General features: G+C 28.7%; 21 protein-coding genes and 1 riboswitch. Of the genes, 18 read left to right on the top strand and 3 right to left on the bottom strand.

Annotated features, from left to right (window positions below; all coding sequences use genetic code 11):
• Window positions 1-13: 13 nt before the first annotated feature.
• A complete protein-coding gene (locus B2671_RS11040; protein WP_346870466.1) occupies window positions 14-1,258 on the top strand; it encodes a glutamate-5-semialdehyde dehydrogenase in 1,245 nt (414 codons plus the stop codon).
• Between the two features lie 516 nt (window positions 1,259-1,774).
• Here B2671_RS11040 and B2671_RS11045 read toward each other — a convergent pair.
• The gene (locus B2671_RS11045) at window positions 1,775-2,245 is read right to left on the bottom strand and encodes a cupin domain-containing protein (protein WP_346870467.1); all 471 of its coding nucleotides are present in this window, start codon (window positions 2,243-2,245) and stop codon (window positions 1,775-1,777) included.
• Window positions 2,246-2,440: 195 nt separating this feature from the next.
• Between B2671_RS11045 and B2671_RS11050 the strand changes: the two genes are divergently transcribed.
• Genes B2671_RS11050 through B2671_RS11065 form a run of 4 tightly spaced genes read left to right on the top strand, consistent with a single transcriptional unit; the run spans window position 2,441 to window position 7,628 of the window.
• Window positions 2,441-4,768, top strand: a complete 2,328-nt coding sequence (locus B2671_RS11050) for an ABC transporter permease (protein WP_346870468.1) — start codon at window positions 2,441-2,443, stop codon at window positions 4,766-4,768.
• Between the two features lie 11 nt (window positions 4,769-4,779).
• Window positions 4,780-5,535 carry an ABC transporter ATP-binding protein gene (locus B2671_RS11055; RefSeq protein ID WP_346870469.1) on the top strand — a complete coding sequence of 252 codons (756 nt, stop codon included), beginning with the start codon at window positions 4,780-4,782 and terminating at the stop codon, window positions 5,533-5,535.
• A 33-nt stretch (window positions 5,536-5,568) separates the two neighbouring features.
• Entirely contained in the window at window positions 5,569-6,255 is a 687-nt protein-coding gene (locus tag B2671_RS11060) for a response regulator transcription factor (RefSeq protein ID WP_346870470.1), read from the top strand.
• On the top strand, window positions 6,237-7,628 hold the full coding sequence (locus B2671_RS11065) for a HAMP domain-containing sensor histidine kinase (RefSeq protein ID WP_346870471.1): 1,392 nt from the start codon (window positions 6,237-6,239) through the stop codon (window positions 7,626-7,628). The genes B2671_RS11060 and B2671_RS11065 overlap by 19 nt, the downstream gene beginning before the upstream one ends.
• A 129-nt stretch (window positions 7,629-7,757) precedes the next feature.
• Here B2671_RS11065 and B2671_RS11070 read toward each other — a convergent pair whose 3' ends face one another.
• Window positions 7,758-8,360: a DJ-1/PfpI family protein gene (locus B2671_RS11070; protein WP_346870472.1), complete on the bottom strand. Its 603-nt coding sequence runs from the start codon at window positions 8,358-8,360 to the stop codon at window positions 7,758-7,760.
• 153 nt (window positions 8,361-8,513) lie between these two features.
• Here B2671_RS11070 and B2671_RS11075 point away from each other — a divergent pair, with 153 nt between their 5' ends.
• From B2671_RS11075 to B2671_RS11095, 6 genes are all read left to right on the top strand, one after another.
• Window positions 8,514-9,407 carry a LysR family transcriptional regulator gene (locus tag B2671_RS11075; protein ID WP_346870473.1) on the top strand — a complete coding sequence of 298 codons (894 nt, stop codon included), beginning with the start codon at window positions 8,514-8,516 and terminating at the stop codon, window positions 9,405-9,407.
• Between the two features lie 278 nt (window positions 9,408-9,685).
• On the top strand, window positions 9,686-10,198 hold the full coding sequence (locus tag B2671_RS11080) for a hypothetical protein (protein ID WP_346870474.1): 513 nt from the start codon (window positions 9,686-9,688) through the stop codon (window positions 10,196-10,198).
• A gap of 84 nt (window positions 10,199-10,282) precedes the next feature.
• On the top strand, window positions 10,283-10,432 hold the full coding sequence (locus B2671_RS17605) for a BBE domain-containing protein (protein ID WP_414632635.1): 150 nt from the start codon (window positions 10,283-10,285) through the stop codon (window positions 10,430-10,432).
• A gap of 490 nt (window positions 10,433-10,922) precedes the next feature.
• Window positions 10,923-11,522 (top strand): TlpA disulfide reductase family protein, encoded by a 600-nt coding sequence (locus B2671_RS11085; protein ID WP_346870475.1) that lies wholly within the window; start codon window positions 10,923-10,925, stop codon window positions 11,520-11,522.
• 15 nt (window positions 11,523-11,537) lie between these two features.
• Complete coding sequence (locus tag B2671_RS11090) at window positions 11,538-11,687, top strand: CD1871A family CXXC motif-containing protein (RefSeq protein WP_346870476.1); 150 nt, start codon at window positions 11,538-11,540, stop codon at window positions 11,685-11,687.
• Window positions 11,687-12,550 (top strand): 4Fe-4S binding protein, encoded by an 864-nt coding sequence (locus tag B2671_RS11095; RefSeq protein WP_346870477.1) that lies wholly within the window; start codon window positions 11,687-11,689, stop codon window positions 12,548-12,550. The genes B2671_RS11090 and B2671_RS11095 overlap by 1 nt, the downstream gene beginning before the upstream one ends.
• Window positions 12,551-12,669: 119 nt before the next feature.
• On the opposite strand, the gene B2671_RS11100 is transcribed toward B2671_RS11095, so the two are convergent.
• Window positions 12,670-15,060, bottom strand: a complete 2,391-nt coding sequence (locus B2671_RS11100; RefSeq protein ID WP_346870478.1) for an ABC transporter ATP-binding protein/permease — start codon at window positions 15,058-15,060, stop codon at window positions 12,670-12,672.
• 159 nt (window positions 15,061-15,219) lie between these two features.
• On the opposite strand from B2671_RS11100, the gene B2671_RS11105 reads away from it, so the two are divergent.
• The 7 genes from B2671_RS11105 to B2671_RS11135 all read left to right on the top strand — a co-directional run.
• Window positions 15,220-15,894 (top strand): response regulator transcription factor, encoded by a 675-nt coding sequence (locus B2671_RS11105; protein WP_346870479.1) that lies wholly within the window; start codon window positions 15,220-15,222, stop codon window positions 15,892-15,894.
• Window positions 15,891-17,198 carry a HAMP domain-containing sensor histidine kinase gene (locus B2671_RS11110; RefSeq protein ID WP_346870480.1) on the top strand — a complete coding sequence of 436 codons (1,308 nt, stop codon included), beginning with the start codon at window positions 15,891-15,893 and terminating at the stop codon, window positions 17,196-17,198. Before B2671_RS11105 ends, B2671_RS11110 begins: the two co-directional genes overlap by 4 nt.
• A 118-nt stretch (window positions 17,199-17,316) precedes the next feature.
• Window positions 17,317-17,502, top strand: a riboswitch (cobalamin riboswitch).
• A 331-nt stretch (window positions 17,503-17,833) separates the two neighbouring features.
• Window positions 17,834-18,967, top strand: coding sequence for an ABC transporter substrate-binding protein (locus tag B2671_RS11115; RefSeq protein ID WP_346870481.1), 1,134 nt, complete (start codon window positions 17,834-17,836; stop codon window positions 18,965-18,967).
• Between the two features lie 3 nt (window positions 18,968-18,970).
• Entirely contained in the window at window positions 18,971-20,032 is a 1,062-nt protein-coding gene (locus B2671_RS11120; RefSeq protein WP_346870482.1) for an iron ABC transporter permease, read from the top strand.
• Window positions 20,032-20,790: an ABC transporter ATP-binding protein gene (locus B2671_RS11125; RefSeq protein WP_346870483.1), complete on the top strand. Its 759-nt coding sequence runs from the start codon at window positions 20,032-20,034 to the stop codon at window positions 20,788-20,790. Before B2671_RS11120 ends, B2671_RS11125 begins: the two co-directional genes overlap by 1 nt.
• A gap of 35 nt (window positions 20,791-20,825) precedes the next feature.
• Window positions 20,826-21,605, top strand: a complete 780-nt coding sequence (locus tag B2671_RS11130; RefSeq protein WP_346870484.1) for a nicotianamine synthase family protein — start codon at window positions 20,826-20,828, stop codon at window positions 21,603-21,605.
• Window positions 21,602-22,305, top strand: a 704-nt coding sequence (locus B2671_RS11135; RefSeq protein WP_346870495.1) for an opine metallophore biosynthesis dehydrogenase, incomplete at its 3' end; no start/stop codon positions are given. The genes B2671_RS11130 and B2671_RS11135, both read left to right, overlap by 4 nt.

A 22,305-nucleotide genomic window follows, 5' to 3' on the forward strand; every position in this document is an offset into this window, starting at 1 on the left:
GGAGTAATTTTAGATGGAAGAGTTAATTTTAAAAGGGAAAAAAGTAAAAGAAGCTGCGTACATATTATCAAATATTTCAACAAATGAAAAAAATAAAGCTTTAAATGAAATGGCAAAAGTATTATTAGAGAATGCTAGGGAAATAATATCAGCAAATAAAATTGATATAGAAAATGCAAAAAATAAGGGAACATCAGAAGCAATAATAGATAGATTGCTTTTAAATGAAGACAGAATCAAAGGGATGAGTGGAGGTTTAACACAAGTAGCAGGACTAGAAGACCCTGTAGGTGAAGTAAGTTCAATAGTAACTAGACCAAATGGACTACAAATAGGAAAAAAAAGGGTACCTCTAGGGGTAATAGGAATAATATATGAGGCAAGACCAAATGTTACTTGTGATGCAGTAGGGTTATGTTTAAAATCAGGTAATGCAACAATACTAAGAGGTGGAAGTGAAGCTATAAACTCCAACAAAAAAATAGTACAAATATTAAAAAAAGCCTTAGAAAAAACTAAGTTACCAGTAGATTGTATTCAATTAATAGAAGATACAAGTAGAGAAACTGTTAAAAATATGATGAAGTTAAATGAATATATAGATGTACTAATACCAAGAGGAGGCACTGGACTAATAAAATCAGTAGTAGAAAATGCTACAGTACCAGTAATAGAAACTGGAACAGGGAACTGTCATGTTTATGTTGATAAAAATAGTGACTTAGAAATGGCAAAACAAATAATTATAAATGCAAAAACTACTAGACCAGCAGTTTGTAACTCTGAGGAAAAATTACTTGTTCATGAAGAAATAGCAAAAGAATTTATTCCAGTAATAGTTAATGAATTAAGACAAAGAAAAGTAGAAGTTAGAGGAGACAAAGAATCTATACAAATAGTAAATGACATAATACTAGCAAATGAAGAGGATTATTATAAAGAATATTTAGATTATATAATTTGCATAAAGATAGTAAAAGATATAGATGAAGCTATAACTCATATAAATAAATATGGCTCAGGCCACTCTGAAGCTATAGTAACAAATGATTATCAAAATGCTCAAAAATTTCATCAACAAGTAGATGCAGCAGCAGTTTATGTGAATGCTTCTACTAGATTTACTGATGGAGAGGAATTCGGATTTGGAGCAGAAATAGGCATAAGTACTCAAAAACTACATGCGAGAGGTCCTATGGGACTTAAAGAGCTTACTACTAATAAGTATATAATATTTGGGAATGGTCAAATAAGATAATAACTAAGGAGTTAGTCAAAATGATTAAAGGTATTTTGAGTAACTCCTTAGTTATCTTTATTTTGTTTAGTAAGGACTAGGAAGATAATCTGAATATATTTATATATAGATTCAAATAATATAAATATGTTATTTAGAATAAGAAAGGTGTAGAAGGTAGCAATTTCATATATTGCTTATTTCCCAGGTATATTAAGCATAGTGTGTTGGGTATTTATCTGGTCAGTCACAGAAGTTTATTTTTTGAAAACCGACAAATAAAATCGGATATAAGGAAGTGTCAGAATATTATTAATGCAAATGTGCATAAAAAATAGACATAAAGAATGGCGAATTCTACATAGATTAAAAGTATTAATAAGGGCATTAAATAAAAGATTGTATGGAGGATTATAAATACTACATTTCATCTCCAACATTAAAATGGGGCTGTAGCACTAATTTTTTAGTGTGATAGCCCCTTTTTTTTATCCATGATATATTAAATAAATATTTAGCTAATATCAGGAAGAAGGTTTATCTAGTTAACTTTTTTATTATATCTTCTAGATTTGGATACATATTTAAAAGGTCTCTTCTCTCAAATAATTCAAAATCATCAAAAGTAAAGGCAGGGGCTACCATACATCCAACTAAAGCAAATCCATCATTATTCATAGAAGAACCAAATATATACCCCTTAGGAACTAAAACTTGTGGAACCTCTCCTTTTTCTACATCTAATCCTAATTGCTTAGTTATAAGCTCACCCTCTGGTGTGATCATATATATAGTCAGAGGTTGCCCATCGTGGTAATACCACATTTCATCAGAAGTTAATCTGTGAAAATGAGACACATCTCCTGTTTCAAGCAAGAAATATATGCTACTAAATAATTTTTTATCTTCTCTAAAGAAATCTTCTGATAGTATTGATTGTTTGAAGTATCCTCCTTCTACATGGGGTGTCATGTCTAATCTTTCTATATAATATTGTGCTGATTTCATGCTGTACCTCCTAAGTATAATAAATCTATTATACCAAAAACTTAATGATTTGTTGGAGCAATATAAATTAATTATAGCATTATTGATGGAATTCCTTAGTATATAATCAATTTAGAAAAATGTAAGAATTCATTAAGAATTTGAAATAAATGTATTAAAATTTAATTAGTAATATAAAAGTATGGAGGGATGATGATGTGGAAAAAGAAAATTAAACAAAAAAAATTACAATTAATTTTAATAGCAATTATTTTAATGGTATCTTCATCTATATTTGCACTATCTACGAGCTTTACAAGTACAGTTTCAAAATATACTAATGATTATTATGAAGGAGAAAATATAAAGGATATTGTAGTCCAGACATATAATGAGGGTGTTATTTCAAAAGTTGAAAGTTTTATTATGGAAGAAGAAACTAATGAAAAAGATATTAGAAAAACAAAGGGTTTAACAGTAGATAGACAAGTATTTTTAGGGGATGAAAACCTTGATTTGGGAATGGCAAATTTAATAATTTATGAAGGGATGAAAGCTCATCCATGGGATGTAGTTATAACAGAAGGAGAAAAAGTAACGACTCCAAGTAAAGGTACTATTTGGGTTTCAAATCTTTTAGCTGATTCTAAGAATTTAAAAATAGGGGATAAGTTAAAGATAAAAGATGGTGATGAATACAAATATTTAACTATATCAGCTTTAGTAAACGATTCAGTAGTTCCAAGTTCTGTTGTGGGCTATAATAATTTATATATAAGTAGTAATGATTATGATGACTTTAATGAACCTATTAAATCTGAATATATTGGTTATGATTCATCTAAAGAAGGAAACGATGCAACATCTGAATTAATTTCTTATATAGGTGATTCAATTGATGGAGTTATATATGATAAGTGGATTACAATATTTGCAGCAAATGCTGGAAGTCAAATTACAAGTGCAGTGGGGTTAAGTACAGCTATATTAATATTTATTGTATCTATTGTAATAATAAGGTTCGTATTATGGAACAACATTTTAAAGGAGTATAAATCTATAGGCGTATATAAATCATTGGGATTTACCTCAAACCAGATACGTAATATATATTTAAAAAGTTTTGGAATAGTGGGAATCATTGCAATAACAGCTGGAAGTTTATTCAGTATTTGGTATATTAATTATTTAGTAAAGATATCTATTAAATATATTGGAATATATGAAGGTGGCATAAATAATTTTAACTTTATATTTTTAACAATAATATTAATGAGTTTTGTTTTAATATCTAATATTTATCTTTTACTTAGAAGAATAAATAAAATAAAGCCTGTTGAGGCATTTAGAATAGGAGTGACTTCATCTAAAGAGAAATTTAAGAAGTCAATTATTAAAGATGCTTCATCACCACTGTCCATGGCTATAAATGATATTTTTAAATATAAAAAGCAAAATCTAATTATAGGAACAGTATTATCCCTTGTAATATACCTTTCAGTATTTTTAGTTAGTGTAAATTACTCAATGATTAATATGAAAGATAATGCATGGAATATGTTTGGATTACTTCAGGGAGATGTTACCTTAGACTTTCCAAGTGGAGAGGCGTCATATGATAAGGCTTTAGAAGAAATTAAGAGTGATCCGAGGGTCTTAGGAGTAAGAGAGTGCTCATTTGATGTAGGAAAGATTGCTTATTTAGATGTATCAAGATACAATATAAAAAATGCACAAGTTGTTACTTATTTATATGATAACTATGATAATAATTATGGGTTTAATGTATCGATTAAAGAGGGGAGAAATCCTAAAAATAAAAATGAAATTGCATTGTCAGAACAAATGCTAAAAGATGCAAATTTAGATATTGGTGATTATATAGATATTAAAATATTAGGAGAAGAGAGATTATTACTTATCACTGGTAAATATATAGGAATGATGTCAAATAACTACAATATGAGAATGACTTTAGATGTAGTGCCTAGGGAGATTAGAAATAACCTTAATAACTTAAACATTAATATTACTTTAAAAGATAAAAATGATTATGAGGTATTTAAAAATGAGTATAAAGATAAATATGAAGTATGTTCTATAGATACATGTCCAAGTTTAATTGCTACAACAAGTAAGTCAGTTATTGAGATAGCTATACCAGTTACCACAATTATTCTTTTAGGGATATTACTATTTAGTATCTTAAATATAGTAAATCTTATAATTATGAACAATACTGATAATAGAAGAAATAATGCAATTATAAAATCCTTAGGATTTTCAAATATTTATATTTTAAAGAGAACTTTATATAGAATTATGCTGCTTACAGGTATTTCATCTTTAGCTGGATTTATTTTAAATGCTACTATATCTAGAAGTGTATTTAAATTTGCAATGATGGGAATAGATGGTTTAATGATTTCAAATAGTAAAGTTATAAGTGCAATAGTTTTTATTGAAATATTAACTATTGGTGCAACAATAATATCAATGTTTAGTATAAGAAAAATATCTACAGTGGAGCTTATGGAAGAGTAGGGGGAGAAGAGATGGAAAGTATTATTAAAGCCAGTGGATTATGTAAATCGTTTATTTTAGGAAAAACATCAAACAATGTATTAAAAAATATTAATTTAGATATATATGAAAGTGATTTTACTGTAATAATGGGTAGCTCAGGTTCTGGAAAATCTACGCTATTATACTCCATTAGTACAATGGATATCCCAAGCGCAGGTAGTGTTGAACTTTTAGGAAAGGATATATCAAATATAGATGAAAAAGAAGCTGCAAGTATTAGAAATAAAGATATATCCTTTGTTTTTCAAAGTATAAACTTGCTTTATGATTTAACTATAAGAGAAAATATTACTTATTGTGGTTATCTTAACAATAAGGATAAGAAGAGCATAAATAAAAAAACAGATGAACTATTAAATAGATTAGATCTTAAAGATATTGAGAATAAATATCCTTCAGAGATATCGGGAGGACAACAGCAAAGGGTTGCAATTGCAAGAGCATTAATTAATAATCCTAAGATAATTTTTGGAGATGAGCCAACAGGAGCACTTAATTCTTCAACGGGAGCTATGGTTTTAGATATTCTTACAGAATTAAATGAAGAGGGACAATCCATAGTAATGGTAACTCATGATTTAAAGGCAGCTTCTAGGGCAAGTAGATTGATTTATTTGAAGGATGGAAGAATTGATGGTGATTTGTCTCTTGGAAGATATAATGAAAAAGATTCAGATAGTAGAGAAAAAAAGATATTTGAATTTATAAAAAGTAGGGGATGGTAAAATAATGATATAATGGAAGTGGGGGTGAGTAGAATGCATGATAAAATCTTGGTAATTGAAGATGATAATGATTTAGGAAACTTAATAAAAGATTACTTAGAAATAGATGGATTTCAGGTATTGATAGCTAATGATGGGTTAAAAGGTGTGGAACTGGCCAATGATCCTATGATAAAGCTTATTATTTTAGATATTATGCTCCCACTTTTAGATGGTGTTGAAGTTTGTAAAAGAATAAGGACAATATCGAAAATGCCAATACTTATGCTATCTGCTAAAAGTGGAGAGATGGATAAAATTCTAACATTAGGAGTAGGGGCAGATGACTATATGACAAAACCTTTTTCTCCAATGGAGTTAGTGGCAAGGGTAAAAGCTCATATAAGAAGATATACTTCATTTTCTAGTGATACACTATCAGATGTAAAACAATTTGGTGATTTAACAGTAGATTCTAAGGCATATAAAGCTTTATTAAATAATAAGGAAGTACCACTAACTTCTAAGGAATTTCAAATATTGGATTTTTTTACCTCTAATCCTTCCCAAGTGTTTTCAAAGTCTCAGGTATATGAAAGTGTATGGGGTTACAGTGAATATATGGATGAAAATACTATAGCTGTGTACGTTAAAAGGTTAAGAGAGAAGCTTGGAGAATACGGTGAAAAGTCGATAAAGACAATATGGGGAGTAGGATATAAGTGGGAAATAATAGAGTAAATAATAATTACCTCAATAAAAAAATAGACATATTTGCAGGGTTAATATGTCTATTTGTTATATTATCCTTGATATATTCTTTCCTAATTTTAAAGGAAGATATTAAAAAAGAAGACAAGTCTAATTTATTAAGGATAGAAACATCAATCCAAAGAGAATTGATTAAAGAAATGTTTAAAGTAAATATCTATTATATGAAAAATGATTTTTATGATTATACAGTTATAAGCTTAAAAGGGGAGGTTATATTTTCTTCCATAGATGATTTTAATAAAGGAGAAAAGATAAATCTTGAAAATGAAATAGGTTATGATAATGCCTTTCACAATAGAAAGAATAGATTAATTAGATATAGCACACCGTTAGTTAATGATGAGGTTCAAAAAGGTATTATAATTATAGATTTACCACAGAGTATATTAAAAAAGGAAAGCGGAAACGAGAAAATTATACCCCTATGGATACTCTTATTTTTTATAGTTATATTAGCTATTATGATAAATAAGTTTGTAAAAGTTGATATAATAAAACCCATTAAGGAACTTCATAGTAGTGCAAAAGATATATTAAATGGAAGTTATAAGTGTAAAATAAACTATGATTACCATGGGGAAGTTGGAGAGTTTTGCCATGATTTTGAAGCTATGAGAAGTGAAATGATAGACTCAAAAGAAAAGGAAGAAAGGCTAAGAAGAAATGAAAAAGAATTATTAGCCTGTATTTCACATGATTTAAAAACTCCTCTTTCATCCATTTCAGGGTATGTTGAAGGCATAAGAGATGGAATTGTAAATGATGAAGATGGTATAAAAAGATATTCAAACATTATATTGAAGAAATCTAAAGAACTTTCAAAATTAATAGATGATATATTAGAACAATCAAAAACAGAGTTAAATGAATTGTCAATTGAAAGAACAGAAATATACTCTGATGATTATTTTAAGGAAGTTTTAGGGGAGCTATCTATTGATGTAGCTACTCATAATATGAAATTAGATGTTAAGGGACAATTGCCAAGGGCTTTGATTTTTATAGATATAATAAGAATAAATCAAGTTATAAATAATATTATTTCAAATTCAATAAAATACTCTAGATCAGGAGAAAAAATTGAGATATGGGTAGATGATGAGATAGATAAAATCACTGTAAATATTAAGGATTTTGGTAGTGGAATTAGCATTGATGATATACCATTTGTTTTTAATAAGTTTTATAGAGGTGAAAAGTATAGAAACACTAATATACCAGGTTCAGGGCTTGGTCTTTCTATATCTAAGTATATAGTAGAGAGTCATGGAGGAAATATAAAGTGTTCATCTTTATTAGAATCTGGAACTACTATTAGTTTTACCATACCTAAGATGTAGATAATGAAGCTAGAACTACACAAATATTAAAAATTTTATAACATTAGAAATTGAGGTATATTCTTACGATTAGATGTTACTATAGAAATCCACGACAATTGTCGTGGATTTTTTAATTTACATTATCGATTAAAAACCCATTAGTTCTTTCACATTATCACAGTTTTCTTTAGAGGTAAGTAGCTCTAAAAGTTTGAAAGCTACATCAAAGCCAGTTGAAGGGTTATAGGAAGTAATAATATTTGCATCTATAACAATTCGCTCATCACCAAGCACATTAACATTAAAATCAGATAATTGCTTTTGTCTTTTACTTTTTGCAAAATTATATGTTGTGGCATTTCTTCCGGCAAGCACTCCACTTTTTCCAATAGGTAAGGCACCAACACAAATAGAAGCTATCACTTTTGAAGNNGATATCACTTTTGAAGCACTATGAAACTCTCTAATTATATTTAGAAAGTCTTTGCTATAAGCATCATCATAAAATCCAGATTCCTCAAATCCACCTGGTATTGCAAGTGCATCAAATTCCTCAACATTAACTTGACTAATATGAAGCTCAGGAATTACTGTAAAATTAAAGGTACATTTTAGTTTATCTCTCATACCAGCAGTTATTAACTCTGTAGTGCCATCACCATTAGATCTATTCCATCCCATAACGTCAGTAAAAACACTTGCTTCTGCTGCTTCAAAACCGTTAGAAAGAAGTAATAATATTTTTTTCATACTTAAACAGCTCCTCTTATTTTATATTTTTTTAATTCATTTTCTTAAGTATATCACCATGATTTATCATCAGTAAAATTGAAAAAGATGAAATTAATAATCGAAATATATGATATTATAAAATTATATATTTAATGAATAAGGAGAGTGTTTATGGAAATTAGGCATTTGCAAACTTTTACAACTATAGTTGAACTTGGTGGATTTACAAAAGCAGCGGATTACTTAGGGTATGCTCAATCAACTATAACTGCTCATATTCAAATTTTAGAAAATGAATTAGGCGAAGCATTATTTGATCGATTAGGTAAGAAAATTATTTTGACCAATGTAGGTAGAGATTTAGTGCCATATGCTAAACAAATGTTATCTTTATATAAAGAAATTAAAGATATAACATCAGATAAGAGTGTTGTAACAGGCGACTTAGTTATTGGAGCAGGGGAATCATTATCAATATATCGTTTAGGAAAAATATTGAAGGAATATAAAAAAAACTTCCCGGAGGTAAACATTACTTTAAAGAATGCAACTTGTAGCAATTTAAGAAGTAAATTACATAGTGGAGAGGTGGATATTATATTTACAATTGAACCTGAAATTGTGGATACAGATTTAGTTGTAAGAAATTTAAAAGATGATACTATGGTTATTATTGGATCACCAGATTCAGATTTAGAATTCTTACTATCAAATTATGAAGGGAAATTAACGAGAGAAAGTATTATATTTAGTGAAAAAGGATGTAGTTTTAGAATAGCTTTTGAAAATTACTTAAAAGAGAAAAAAATAAAATATTTGAATCCTCTAGAGTTTTCAAGTATAGAAGCTACTAAAAATTTTGTAATGAATGGTTTAGGAATTTCATTTTTGCCATTTTATGCAGTTAGAAAGGAGATAAAGGAAGGAAGTCTCAAGATGATAGAAGTAAAAGAGTCTTTGTATAATTTTAAAACTCAACTTGCATACCATAAAAATAAAAGTATATCGTTACCGATGAGTAAATTAATAGAAATTACTTTAAAAAAATGTGGCACTTTTATGTAGCAAAAACTTTTTTAGGGTATCCATTACCAGGAGGAAGTTGCCCAACAGTTGGAGTTAGTGGATATATATTAGGTGGTGGCTAGGGATATAGCAGTAGGTATTTAGGATTAGGTTGTGATAGTCTTAGGGAAATAGAAATTATAGATTATAAAGGTAGAGTAATTATTGCGAATAGCCATAAAAATAGCGCTTTATTTTGGGCTTGTAGAGGTGCTGGTGGAGGAAGCTTTGGAGTTGTTGTTTTATTAACCTATACTCTTTCAAAGAAAGTGGAAGGAGTGACTTTACTTTCTGTTTATTATCCAAATTGTACAGATGAAAAACTTGTAGATATTTTTGAAGCAGTGCAAGGTGCCTTACCAAATTTAGATAATAGACTTACAACGAGAACAAGCATATATAACTCACGAGAAGAAGGAATAGCTTCTTTTACAAGGGGAATTTTTTATGGTTCAATATCAGAATGTCTAGAAGTAATAAAATTTTTAAGGGATATTAAAGGTGCTATCATCGATATTGAATATCTTACTTTTATAGAAGCTTATAGAAAACTTATGGCTAAATTCCCACCTTATGAACACTTTAAATCTACAGGAAGATTTGTTTATAGAGAGTACACTAGAGCTGAAATTCAGGGATTTATAAAACTAGTAATGGCTAAACCTGAGAATTCAATGGTTGGATCTATTGACCTCTATGCATTAAGCGGAGCAGTAAGTGATGTACAAAGCGCTGACACAGCATATTTTTATAGACAGGCTAGCTATATATTAGGAATACAGAGTGTATAGTTTGAAAATAAGTATAAAGAAGAAAATGCAAAGTGGGTAGAGAAAGGATTTAAATATGTATATCCATTAACAACTGGTTCTTTTATTAATTTCCAATATGAACAACTTAAAGATTATGAAGAAGAATACTTTGGAGGAAATAAGTATAAATTAAGAAGTGTTAAAAGCTTTTATGACCCATGTAATGTCTTTAAATTCCCACAAAGTATTAAGCTAAATATATGTAAGAAATAAGTAAAAATTAAGGCTGTTGTAGAAAATACATAGCCTTAATTTTATTTAAGATATTGGCTTATTTTGTAAAATTATAATTAAATTAAGGTATGAGAATCTAATGAAAGGTATAGGTATAGATAAAGATATACATAGGGTTTTAAAAAGATGATTTTAGATATTTATGGTACTAGTAAAGCAATTAAAGAAATTTGTGAAGAATATGTCATAATCTTTTCATCTCAATATAAGAAGTTGATTATATAGATTACTTTTCAATTTACAAAGTGGCATTTAGTGTTACTATTGAGTAAATTATTTAACTGAAATAAAATTAACAATAAAAATATATTGAATAACAATAAAAAAATATTGACTTGTTTTAATTAGTAGGTTAATATATATTCATATTAAGTAAAAAAGATATAGATAGGATTAACCCTAAAAATTGGTAATAAATATGGCGTATATCTTAAATTAAAAAATAGTACACATTGAAAGGGTGATTATAATGAAAAAATTTTTTCAAATTATAGGGATTATTTTTGTCATTGCAATTATTGGAATTGGAGCCTTATTGATTAAAGGACCTGCTGATCCAATTGTTTTGACACCTGAGGAGGAAGCTCAACAGCAAGAAGAGGAAATTGAAAAATATTCTAATATTGATTTAAGTGGATTTAAAGCAGAAACAATTACAGGACAATCAGTGACTTCAGATTACTTCAAAGATTATGACATTACAATGATTAACTTATGGACAACTAGTTGTGGACCTTGTATTGAAGAAATGCCTGATATTGCTGAGTTATACAAAACAAAACCAGACAATACAAATATTATTTCTATTTGTGTTGACCTTGCAGATAACAAAAAAGAACTTAAATTTGCTAATAAGGTTATGAAAGATTCAAAAGCTGAGTTTATAACACTTATTCCTGATGGTGTGTTAAGAGAAAAATTAACAGATAATGTACAGCTTTTCCCTACTACAATTTTTGTTGATCGTGATGGTAAAACAGTTGGAACACCACACTTTGGTGGGCGTTCAGCAGCAGATTATAATCAAGCTATTCTTGATAGAGTAAAATTAGTAAGTGAAACAAAGTAATTAATGAGGTGAACTATGAAATTAACTTTTCTTGAAAAAAATTTTAAATATATTATTTTTATAATATCTATACTTTTTATAGGAATTGGAATTTTGAGAGAAGAACAACTTGTAGTTTTGAATAAAGCAGTTAATATTTGTCTTGAATGTATTGGTGTAGGGTAATGAAAAGTAAAAATAAGCGAACAATTATTCAACTAATAGCAACGGCTTTTACAAATGGATATATTATAGGTTTCTTTAAAGGGAAAATTTATACTGGAAACTCTAAGATGGTGTGTGTTCCTGGACTAAACTGTTATTCTTGTCCAGGAGCAGTGTCATCTTGTCCAATTGGTTCATTGCAAGCAGTTTTAGGAGGAAGAAAACACAGTTTTTCATTTTATATAATAGGAATTATGCTATTGTTTGGAATATTAAGTGGTCGATTTATTTGTGGATTTTTATGTCCCTTTGGTTTAATTCAAGATTTACTCTATAAAATAAAGTCACCTAAGATAAGAGTATCCACTAAGATTGATAAACCCTTGAGATATTTAAAATACATTATCTTGTTATTCCCAGTTATACTATTGCCAATTTTTTTAACCAATAAATTTGGTATGGCACAACCTTATTTTTGTCAATGGATTTGTCCTGTTGGTACATTAGAAGGAGGAATTCCATTACTTTTAACAAGTCCAGTACTTCGTAATATGATTGGTTTTTTGTTTGGTTGGAAAATGCTTTTACTGATTATAACAATAATTTTATCTATTCTTATATATAGACCTTTTTGTAAGTATATATGTCCTCTTGGCGCATTCTATTCTTTATTTAACAGATATAGCTTCTATCAAATGGAAGTGGATAAGTATAAATGCAATAGTTGCAAAAGATGTGAAAAACAATGTAAAATGAATGTGTCAATAACAGAAGAAATTAATTCCATTGAATGTATTCGTTGTGGAGAATGTAAGGATATTTGTTCAAAGGGAGCTATTTCATCTAAAATTGTTTTTAATAGTAAAAATAATTTTATACAATAAGCTATCATTTATACATTTGTTATAAAGGATAATTTAATTATTAAATTCAAGATAATTATAGGAAATAAAAATGTTACATACTCTTTAAATTAAGGAGTATGTAACATTAAATTTATATATTATTCTGTACGTAATGACTCTACAGGATTTTTTCTTGCAGCCATTTTTGCTGGAATGGCACCACCCAGCAATGTTAAGGAAACACTTATAATTATAAGTATTATAGCATGAACTGGATTAAGTTTTGCTACACCTTCAAGGTCTGTTAAATTCTTAAGAACACTATTTATTGGAAATGTTAATAAGTATGATATTAATATTCCAAGTAATCCTGAACAAGAACCTATTATGAATGTTTCAGCATTGAATACACGGGTTATATCTTTCTTCCTTGCACCTAATGCTCTCAATACACCAATTTCCTTTGTTCTTTCTAATACAGAAATGTATGTTATTATCCCAATCATAATAAGGGATACAACAAGTGATATTGCAGCGAAGGCAATTAAAACAAGGGTTATTGAATCCATAATACCACCAGATAATTTTGTGAATGTAGCTGCTAAATCTGTATATATTATAGAGTCTTCAACAGTATTTCCATCATTCCATGAATTTAAGTAATTAAGTACTCTATCCTTGGTAGTAAAATCTTTAGGGTAAAGGGTGATAGCAAATGGGGTAGAAGTAGCACCTAATTGAGATAGTACGTCATCTTTATTAACGTTAGGAGTACTATTATTAGCTCCTCCCATTGGTGACATTGCAGCCATTGGATTAGTAGGCATACTAGTTCCAGCTGTGGTATCTCCAAAAGGCTTTCCAGTTAGTACATTATAATTAGCATCTTGCTGTGCTTTAACAATTTTAGAACTTCTAGCATTATCAATAAAATATTGTGATAATTCATCTGAATATGAAAGTCCAGGTGAAAGAATTTCTAGCTTTGAATCTTTGCTGGAACGAACTATACCAGCAATTTTAACAGTAATGGCATTATTGTTATTATAAATATCTATAAGATTGTCTGGAGTACCGTTTATTGTAAATACATTTCCCATTTGTTTATAGTAATCATCATTTAAAGCTAATTTAAATTCCTTGTTTATAATATCACCAAAACTTACAGTCTCTGATTCAGAATCTATACCCAAAGCTTTTAGCATAGAGTTGTCAAGTCTGTTATAGCTATCGACAATGAGGACAAGATCTGTTTTTTCTTTAGGATATGACCCAGCTAATAAATCATAATTGCTTTCAAGGTATCCTTTAGTATCTAAATTTAAACCATTGGGATATGATGAAAAGTTAATTAGAGATGTATTTACTGGAGTTGCAGTTTTTCCATCAGATTTTAAAAGATTCATATTAACAAGTCTTGTATAGGACATTCCAGAGAGCAAAGATGGATCAATATTTTCAATATACTCTATGTATTCATCGGTAAATACATTTGTGTGTTCAATACTATTTTCACTAGGGTCATAAGGGTAAATGTAATCTACATCTGGAAATTGATTTTTATTTACAGAATTACTCACTGCTTCTTTATGTTGCTCTCTCATTGCATCCATATCAACTTCAGCAGTTTTTTGATTAATCATTATTGGAAAGCCTGATAATGTACTATTTTCAAATTCTCCAATTTGTTTATCGAATCCATTTGATAATGAAAGTATTAAGGCAATACCAATTATACCTATGCTTGAGGCAAAAGCAGTAAGGGCTGTTCTCCATTTTTTTGTAGATATGTTTTTACCGGATAGTTTTAAAGCCGTAAAGAAACTCATACTTGTTTTCTTAAGTTTATAATTAGAAGTATCTAAGTCATCATAAAATGGATTGCTATCAGATTTTATCTCACCATCTCTAAACTCAACAATTCTATCAGCATATTCATTAGCTAACTCTGGATTATGAGTTACCATAACAACAAGTTTATCCTTTGAAATTTCTTTAATAAGCTCCATAATCTGAATACTTGTATGAGTGTCCAAAGCTCCAGTAGGTTCATCTGCTAAAATTATATCAGGGTCATTAGCTAGAGCTCGAGCTATAGCAACTCTTTGCATTTGTCCTCCTGATAGTTGGTTTGGTTTTTTGTGAACATGGTCCTTTAGGCCAACCTTTTCTAATACCTCAAGAGCTTTCTTGTGCTTCTCTGTATTTGAAACTCCACTAAGGGTCATTCCCATTTCTACATTATCTACTATACTTAAGTGAGAAATTAGGTTATAACTTTGAAAAATAAATCCAACACTATTATTTCTATAGGCATCCCAATCTGAGTCTTTAAAATTTTTTGTAGATTTACCATTGATAATTAAATCACCTTCATCATATTGGTCAAGACCACCTATAACATTTAAACATGTTGTTTTTCCAGAGCCACTTGGTCCAAGAATTGCAACAAATTCAGATTTTCTAAATTTTAGGCTTATTCCATCTAATGCAACTTGAGTAAATTCGCCTGTAGTATAACTTTTAAATATGTTTTTTAATTGTAACATTATGCTCCTCCTTTACGATTAACTTTTCTAATTGTAGAATCGTAATATGAACCTAATATGAATTATGGTCTAAAAGTATATTTTTATTTCTAAAGTTCATATTTAATTAACATAAAATAATTATTATATAAAGTAACATAATAAATTGAGGTGATAATATTGTTTAATATACTTGTTGTGGAGGATGATAAAAATTTAAGAAAACTTATATCTGCAACCCTAAAACAAAATGGATATAACTCATTAATGGCAGAAGATGGAGAAGTAGCTCTTGATATTATGGATAAAGAGCATATTGATTTAGTAATATCTGATATAATGATGCCTAAGTTAGATGGTTACAATTTAGTAAAAGCTTTGAGAGACTCGGGATATAATATGCCAATACTTATGGTTACAGCTAAGGAAATGTTTGAAGATAAGAGAAAAGGATTTAATGTTGGCGTAGACGATTATATGGTAAAACCCATTGATATAAATGAAATGATATTAAGAGTTGGAGCACTTCTTAGAAGAGCTAAAATATCTAATGAACATAGACTATCTATAGGTGATATTATTTTAGATTATGATTCAATATCTGTAAGTCGAAATGGGGACAGTGTTACCCTTCCTAAAAAAGAATTTTATTTGTTATTTAAATTATTATCTTATCCTAATGTTATATTTACACGAAGACAGTTATTAGATGAAATATGGGGTATGGATAACGAAGTGGATGAACGTACTGTGGATGTTCATATAAAAAGATTGAGAGAAAGATATGATAGTTGTACAGAATTTGAGATTGTTACAGTACGTGGTCTTGGATATAAGGCGGTTAAGAAGATATGAGAAAAAATCTAAGAGTTAAGTTTGTAGTAATTCTTCTATTGATGATGATCGTATCGGGAATATGTTCTCTTATAATATCTGCAATAATGTTTAGTGGAAATATAGAGAAAGAATCAAAAAATGCTCAAAGGAAAGTAGTATATACTATATTAGAACTATATGATAATACAGATTTTACTTTAAATAAAATTATAGAGCTAAGTAATAATGATAGATATGAAGTAATACTTATCAATGATTTGCATGAGTATGCTGAAACTGCTGATAAGCTTCATGAGAGAGAATTTCTACAGATTAAAACAAAAAGACTTCCTATTATTAATACTATATTAAAGATAGATGATAGGTATATAAAAATATCTAATTCATTTAATGAAAAAAGTGTGCATATACGTACATTTTTTCTAACTACCACATCTTTAATTATATCTACTATAATAGCTACCATAATATCTGGTATAGCATCAAAGCGAATCTTAAGGCCAATAAGAACTTTAAGTAAAGCTACTGAAGAGGTAGCGAAGGGAAACTTTAGTGTTAAAATAGGTATTCCTAAGGATTATGAATTTGCATTATTAGCAAAAAATTTTAACAAGATGGTTCACGAGCTTAGTAGTATAGAAACCTTAAGAAATGATTTTGTTAGTAATGTTTCTCATGAGATAAAAACACCCATTGCATCTATACAAGGTTTCGCAAAGTTAATTCAAGATAAAAATTTAAATGATAATGAGAGAAGTGAATTTACAGATATTATTATTAGTGAATCGTCAAGACTTTCTAAGCTAACTTCAAATATATTAAAGCTTTCAAAGCTTGAAAATCAAGATATTATCACTGAAAAAGTAGAGTTTTCTTTAGATGAACAGATTAGGTGTGCAATTCTTATAATGGAATCAGAGTGGAGTGAAAAGGCAATTAACTTAGATATAGATCTAGATAAAGTCAGTATTATAGGAAATGAGGATTTATTGCAGCAGGTATGGCTAAATATAATAGGAAATGCTATTAAGTTCACAGAGAAGGGTGGAACTATTGGTATCAAGCTAATGGATTTAAAGTATAAAATAGTTGTTAAGGTTTCAGACAATGGTGTTGGAATGAATGAAGAAACTCAAAGACATATTTTTGATAAGTTTTATCAAGGTGATAAATCTCATTTAAGCAAGGGAAATGGATTAGGATTATCACTTGTAAAACGAATAATTAAACTATGTGATGGTGAAATAAAGGTTAAAAGTAAGCTTAATTATGGTACGACTTTCACAATTGAATTACCTAAAAATAGTATTATTAATAGTTGATATTTAAAGTTGTTGGAATAGTAAATATAGAAAGGGGAGAAAAAAGAGTAGCACCTGAAATAATAGGTTAGAATCATTTGACAAAATATATAATTATATGTATTATATAGATATAAAATTACATATTGTGTTTTATGGTTGCATACGCAATAACAGGGAATGAGGTTAGAATCCTCAACAGCCCCCGCTACTGTAATAGCTACGAAACTCTTTAAAAGTCACTATGAAAATAATTCATGGGAAGGCAAGGAGAATTAGGTTTGAAGCTATAAGTCAGGAGACCTACCATAAAATAAAGTTTGCAATTTCGGTGGGAAATTAAAGCGGCAAAGATTATTAATAGATATCAAATGTATATTTTAGTATACATTTTTTATTCTGTGTATATGTGTGCTTAAAGTCCTAGAAATAGGACTTTTTTTATTTTCACTATTTGTATATATTTTTATATTTTTATATTTTTTTACCAATTTTGTATTGATAATGAATTTCAAGTGTGATATTATGTTTTTGTGAAATTGATATTCATTATCATTAACAGGGTAATAAATCATAATAGAAGTAAAGAAGGAGGTGGCTAAACATTCTTATATGAAAATCAATTATATTATAGAAAGTAAGAGGAGTGATTTTTTATGAAAAAACTAGTTAGTATAATGGTATCTTTAATAATGATAGTAGGGCTAACAGGATGCTCACAGGAAAAGGAAAAAAACTCAGAAGAAAGTACTGTTATAGAAGCAGAAGACATAAATGGTGATGTAGTTACTTTAAATAGGCCAGCAGAAAAAATATTTTTAGGATTTTATATAGAAAATTATCTTGCCGTGTCTGGGGATTTTAAACTAGATAGAATTGTTGCTATGTCAAAAGGAGAAACAAAGGATTTAATGAATGCAATGTGGAGTAAGTATGCAAAAATAATTCCTAATTTAGAAGGGTGTATTGATACAGGATCTATTTACTTAGATAGTTTCAGTATGGAGAAACTAATTGAGGCAAAACCAGATTTAGTAATTCTTGCACCTTATCAGGCAAAAAAACTAGGGGATGGGATTAATACTATAAAAAGTCTAGGGATTCCTGTAGCAGTAGTTGACTACAATTCTTTTACTTTAGATAAGCATGTAAAAAGTACAGAAATACTTGGAAAATTATTAGGAAAAGAAGAAAGAGCAAAGGAACTTGTTGAAAATTATAAAAGTCATATAAAAAATGTTGAAGATAGAGTAAAAGATATACTAGAAGATGAGCTTAAATCTGTTTATTTTGAACTTGCAAGTCAAGGTCCAGATACATATGGAAATTCTTATGGAAACTCTTTATGGGGAAATATACTTAAAACTGCAAAATGTAAAAATATTGCTGAAGAGAAAGTTGAAGAATATGGTCCACTAAATCCTGAATACGTTATCTCCAGCAATCCTGATATTATAATGTTCTCAGGACAAACTAATTCTCAAGATAAGGGAAAACAAAGATTTGAGATGGGATTCAATGTAAATGAGGATAGAGCTGTAGAAACACTGAATATGTATTTAAAAAGACCAGGTTGGAACAATCTAAATGCGGTAAAAAATAAAGAAGTATATGGTTTTGATCATAGTGGACTTAGAACTCTTTATGATTATGTATATCTTCAATATGCTGCAAAGGCAATTCATCCGGAAAAGTTTAAAGATGTAGATCCAATGAAAAATCTAAATGAATTTTATGAAAAATATTTACCGGTAAAACCAGCAGGTACTTTTATGATAAAGGGGGAATAGTCAATGACTAATAAAATAAAAGTATTAGAGGGTTTAAATGAGGGAGAGGATGTATATAAGAACATAAATAAAAAAAGATTTAGTTTATTTGCTATTACAGTCATAGCATTACTTGTATTTTCTATTTTAGATTTAATTGTTGGACCCTCTGGGATGTCTTTATCAGAGGCAATACGGACTTTAATACAAGGGCCTACTAAAGAAAATATAAATTCAGCTGTTATGTGGTCTATAAGACTTCCAATGACATTAACATGTATATTTGTGGGAGCTTCATTGGGATTAGCAGGATCTCATATGCAAACTATACTTAGTAATCCATTAGCTAGTCCATATACTTTAGGTATTTCATCAGCAGCTGGCTTTGGAGCTTCTCTTGCTATTGTCACAGGAATTACTATTGGAAACATAGGATGGATTTCTATACCTTTAATGGCATTTGCTTTTTCATTTATATCTAGTTTATGTATATATTTTATAGGTAAAAGTAAGGGTATGAAGTCTATAACAATGGTGTTAACAGGTATTGTTATTCATTTTCTATTTCAGGCACTACAATCTTTAGTTCAGTATATGGCAGCACCAGAAGTATCACAACAAATTGTATTTTGGATGTTTGGAAGTTTATTAAAATCTACCTGGATTGGGGTATTTATTACTGCAAGTATTTTCCTTTTATGTTTCTTACTAACTACAACTATAGTATGGAAAATAACAGCCCTATCTGCCGGAGAAGAAAGAGCAAGAAGTCTTGGAATAAATGTAGACAAATTAAAGTTAAGGGTATTTTTAATATCAACTTTATTAACTACAGGAGCTGTTTCCTTTATAGGTCCTATTGGATTTATAGGATTAATTTCTCCGCATTTTGCGAGGTTATCCGTTGGAGAAGATCAAAGATATTTATCTCCTGTTTCAGCTATATTTGGAGCATTAATCATGGTTGTAGCTTCTATAATATCTAAAGTAATAAAACCAGGTGCATTAATACCTATAGGCATTGTTACATCTATTGTTGGAGTACCTTTTTTACTTTTTTTATTACTATCTAAGGGGGCAGAGTAATGAGTTTTATTACAGCAGATAAGGTTTCAGTTAAGTATAAAAATAAAGAGGTATTAAGAGATATTACTTCTACTTTTAACCAAGGTGAAATAACTTCAATTATTGGTCCTAATGGTACAGGAAAGACAACCTTTATAAAAGCTATATCTAATATGGTTAACTATGGAGGTCATATATATATGAATGAAAATAATAAGGAGAAAATATCCATGGAAAAAGTGGGCTATGTACCGCAGATGAGTAATAGTAGTTCTAGTTTAACTGTATTTGAAATGGTATTGCTTGGACATATGAAGGATTTAAAGTGGAAAATTTCTAAGGATAAACTAGAAGAAACAAATAAAATATTGAAAAAAATAAATTTAAGCCATCTAAGTTATAATAAATTTTCTAGTTTAAGTGGAGGAGAAAAGCAATTAGTGATTATGGCACAAACCTTAGTTTCAAAGCCCAAAATACTACTATTGGATGAGCCAACTAGCGCATTAGATATAAGACATCAGCTGCAAGTTTTAGATCTAGCAAGAGAGTATACTACAGAAAATAATGCTATTACTATAGTTGTAATTCATGACTTGGCTTTGTCAACTAGATATAGTGACAAAATAGTATTATTTAACAAAGGATATGTGATGAAGGAAGGAAAACCAGAGGAAGTATTACAACCATCATTATTGAAAGAGGTTTATAAGGTAGATGTAGAAGTTTGCTGCACGAAGAAAGGTTATTTTACAGTTACCCCTATTACATGTAGTTAAATAATAGTAAAAATAAAATTTTGAGGTGAGAGGGCATGAATAAACATAAATTTTTATTAAATTTAAAGTTGTTAAACATGGATATTAAAGAAATTATGAACTTATGCAAAGAGCATAATGAATGTTTTTCAGTCTTAAAAGATAAACTTGATTATGTATGTGATTTCATACTAGATAGTTCAAATAATTTAAAATGGAAGAAATATTTATCAGAAGAAACGTATGATTCTCTAGTTAGAGAACTTAGAAACTCTACTTCAAATGCCCTAGGATGGGTTGAAAAGTTTCAAGCTCATAGCATATTAAGCGGTAGTGTGGATTCATTCAAGTATTCTGATGAATTAAATCTTGCTGTGCAAAATGAAATACTGGAGTTTGAAATAAATACGAAATCAAGGATTCTATTTATTGGCTCTGGAGCTATGCCTATAACAGCTTTTACTATAAAAAATGAAGTTGATTGTGAAGTGACCTGTTTAGATATTGATAAAGAAGCACTTGATTTGTCTGAAAGATTATCAGATAAGTATGGGATCAAAAATATATTTTTTTCATCCCAAGATGTAAGTAAATTTGATTTAAACAACTTTACTCATATTATTATAGCTTCTTTAGTTGAAGAAAAATTAGATATTGCAAAATTTTTATTAGAAAATATCAATGGAGATACAAAGGTTATTTTAAGGTATGGAAATGAGTTGAAAAGTATATTTAATTACCCTTTGGATACAAAGATATTGAAACATTGTCAAAAAACAATAATAAAAGACAGTAAATATATTTATGAAAGTATAGTTTTGGAGAAATATGTATGATGATTAAAGATATATATAATAATTTGGGAAACATATTAATAGTAGGTTCAGGACCTGTAGCAATGAATATGACAATTAATTTATCTAAAGGGTTTTTAGGTGAAATAGGTATGATTGCTAGAGAAAGTGATAAAACTATATCTTTTTTACAACAATTAAAAAACAATGATTTTACAATAATGGGGAACGCATCAAAAAGAGAATTATTTAAAGTAGAAGGAAGCTATAAATTAAAAAAATTATATATAGGATATGCTAATATAGATGATATTTGGGAGACTATGGTATTGTGTGTTCCATGTGATTGCTATATGGACATATTAAAAAAAGTAGATTTACTAAGGCTTACTAGAGTAAAAACGATTATTTTAGTATCACCAGAGTTTGGGTCTAGCATAGTAGTTTCTAATTACTTAAATAGAGAGATAAGGAAATTAGAGATAATTTCTTTGTCTAATTATTTCGGTGCAACTAAGTATTCATCATCAAAATCATTAATAGAAGTAACAACAAAAGCTTTGAAAAAAAAGATATATATAGGTTCATCATTAGAATATAGCTATAAAGTACAAGTTTTAAAAAGTTTTCTAAAAGATATTGGAGTTATTTCAGAAATATTAAATGATCCATTAGAAGTTGAAAGCAGAAACATAACTATGTTTGTACATCCAGCTTTTTTAATTAATGATGTTAGTTTAAA

This window comes from Clostridium sp. UBA5119 (assembly GCF_002414285.1).
Lineage (GTDB): Bacteria > Bacillota > Clostridia > Clostridiales > Clostridiaceae > Clostridium_J > Clostridium_J sulfidigenes.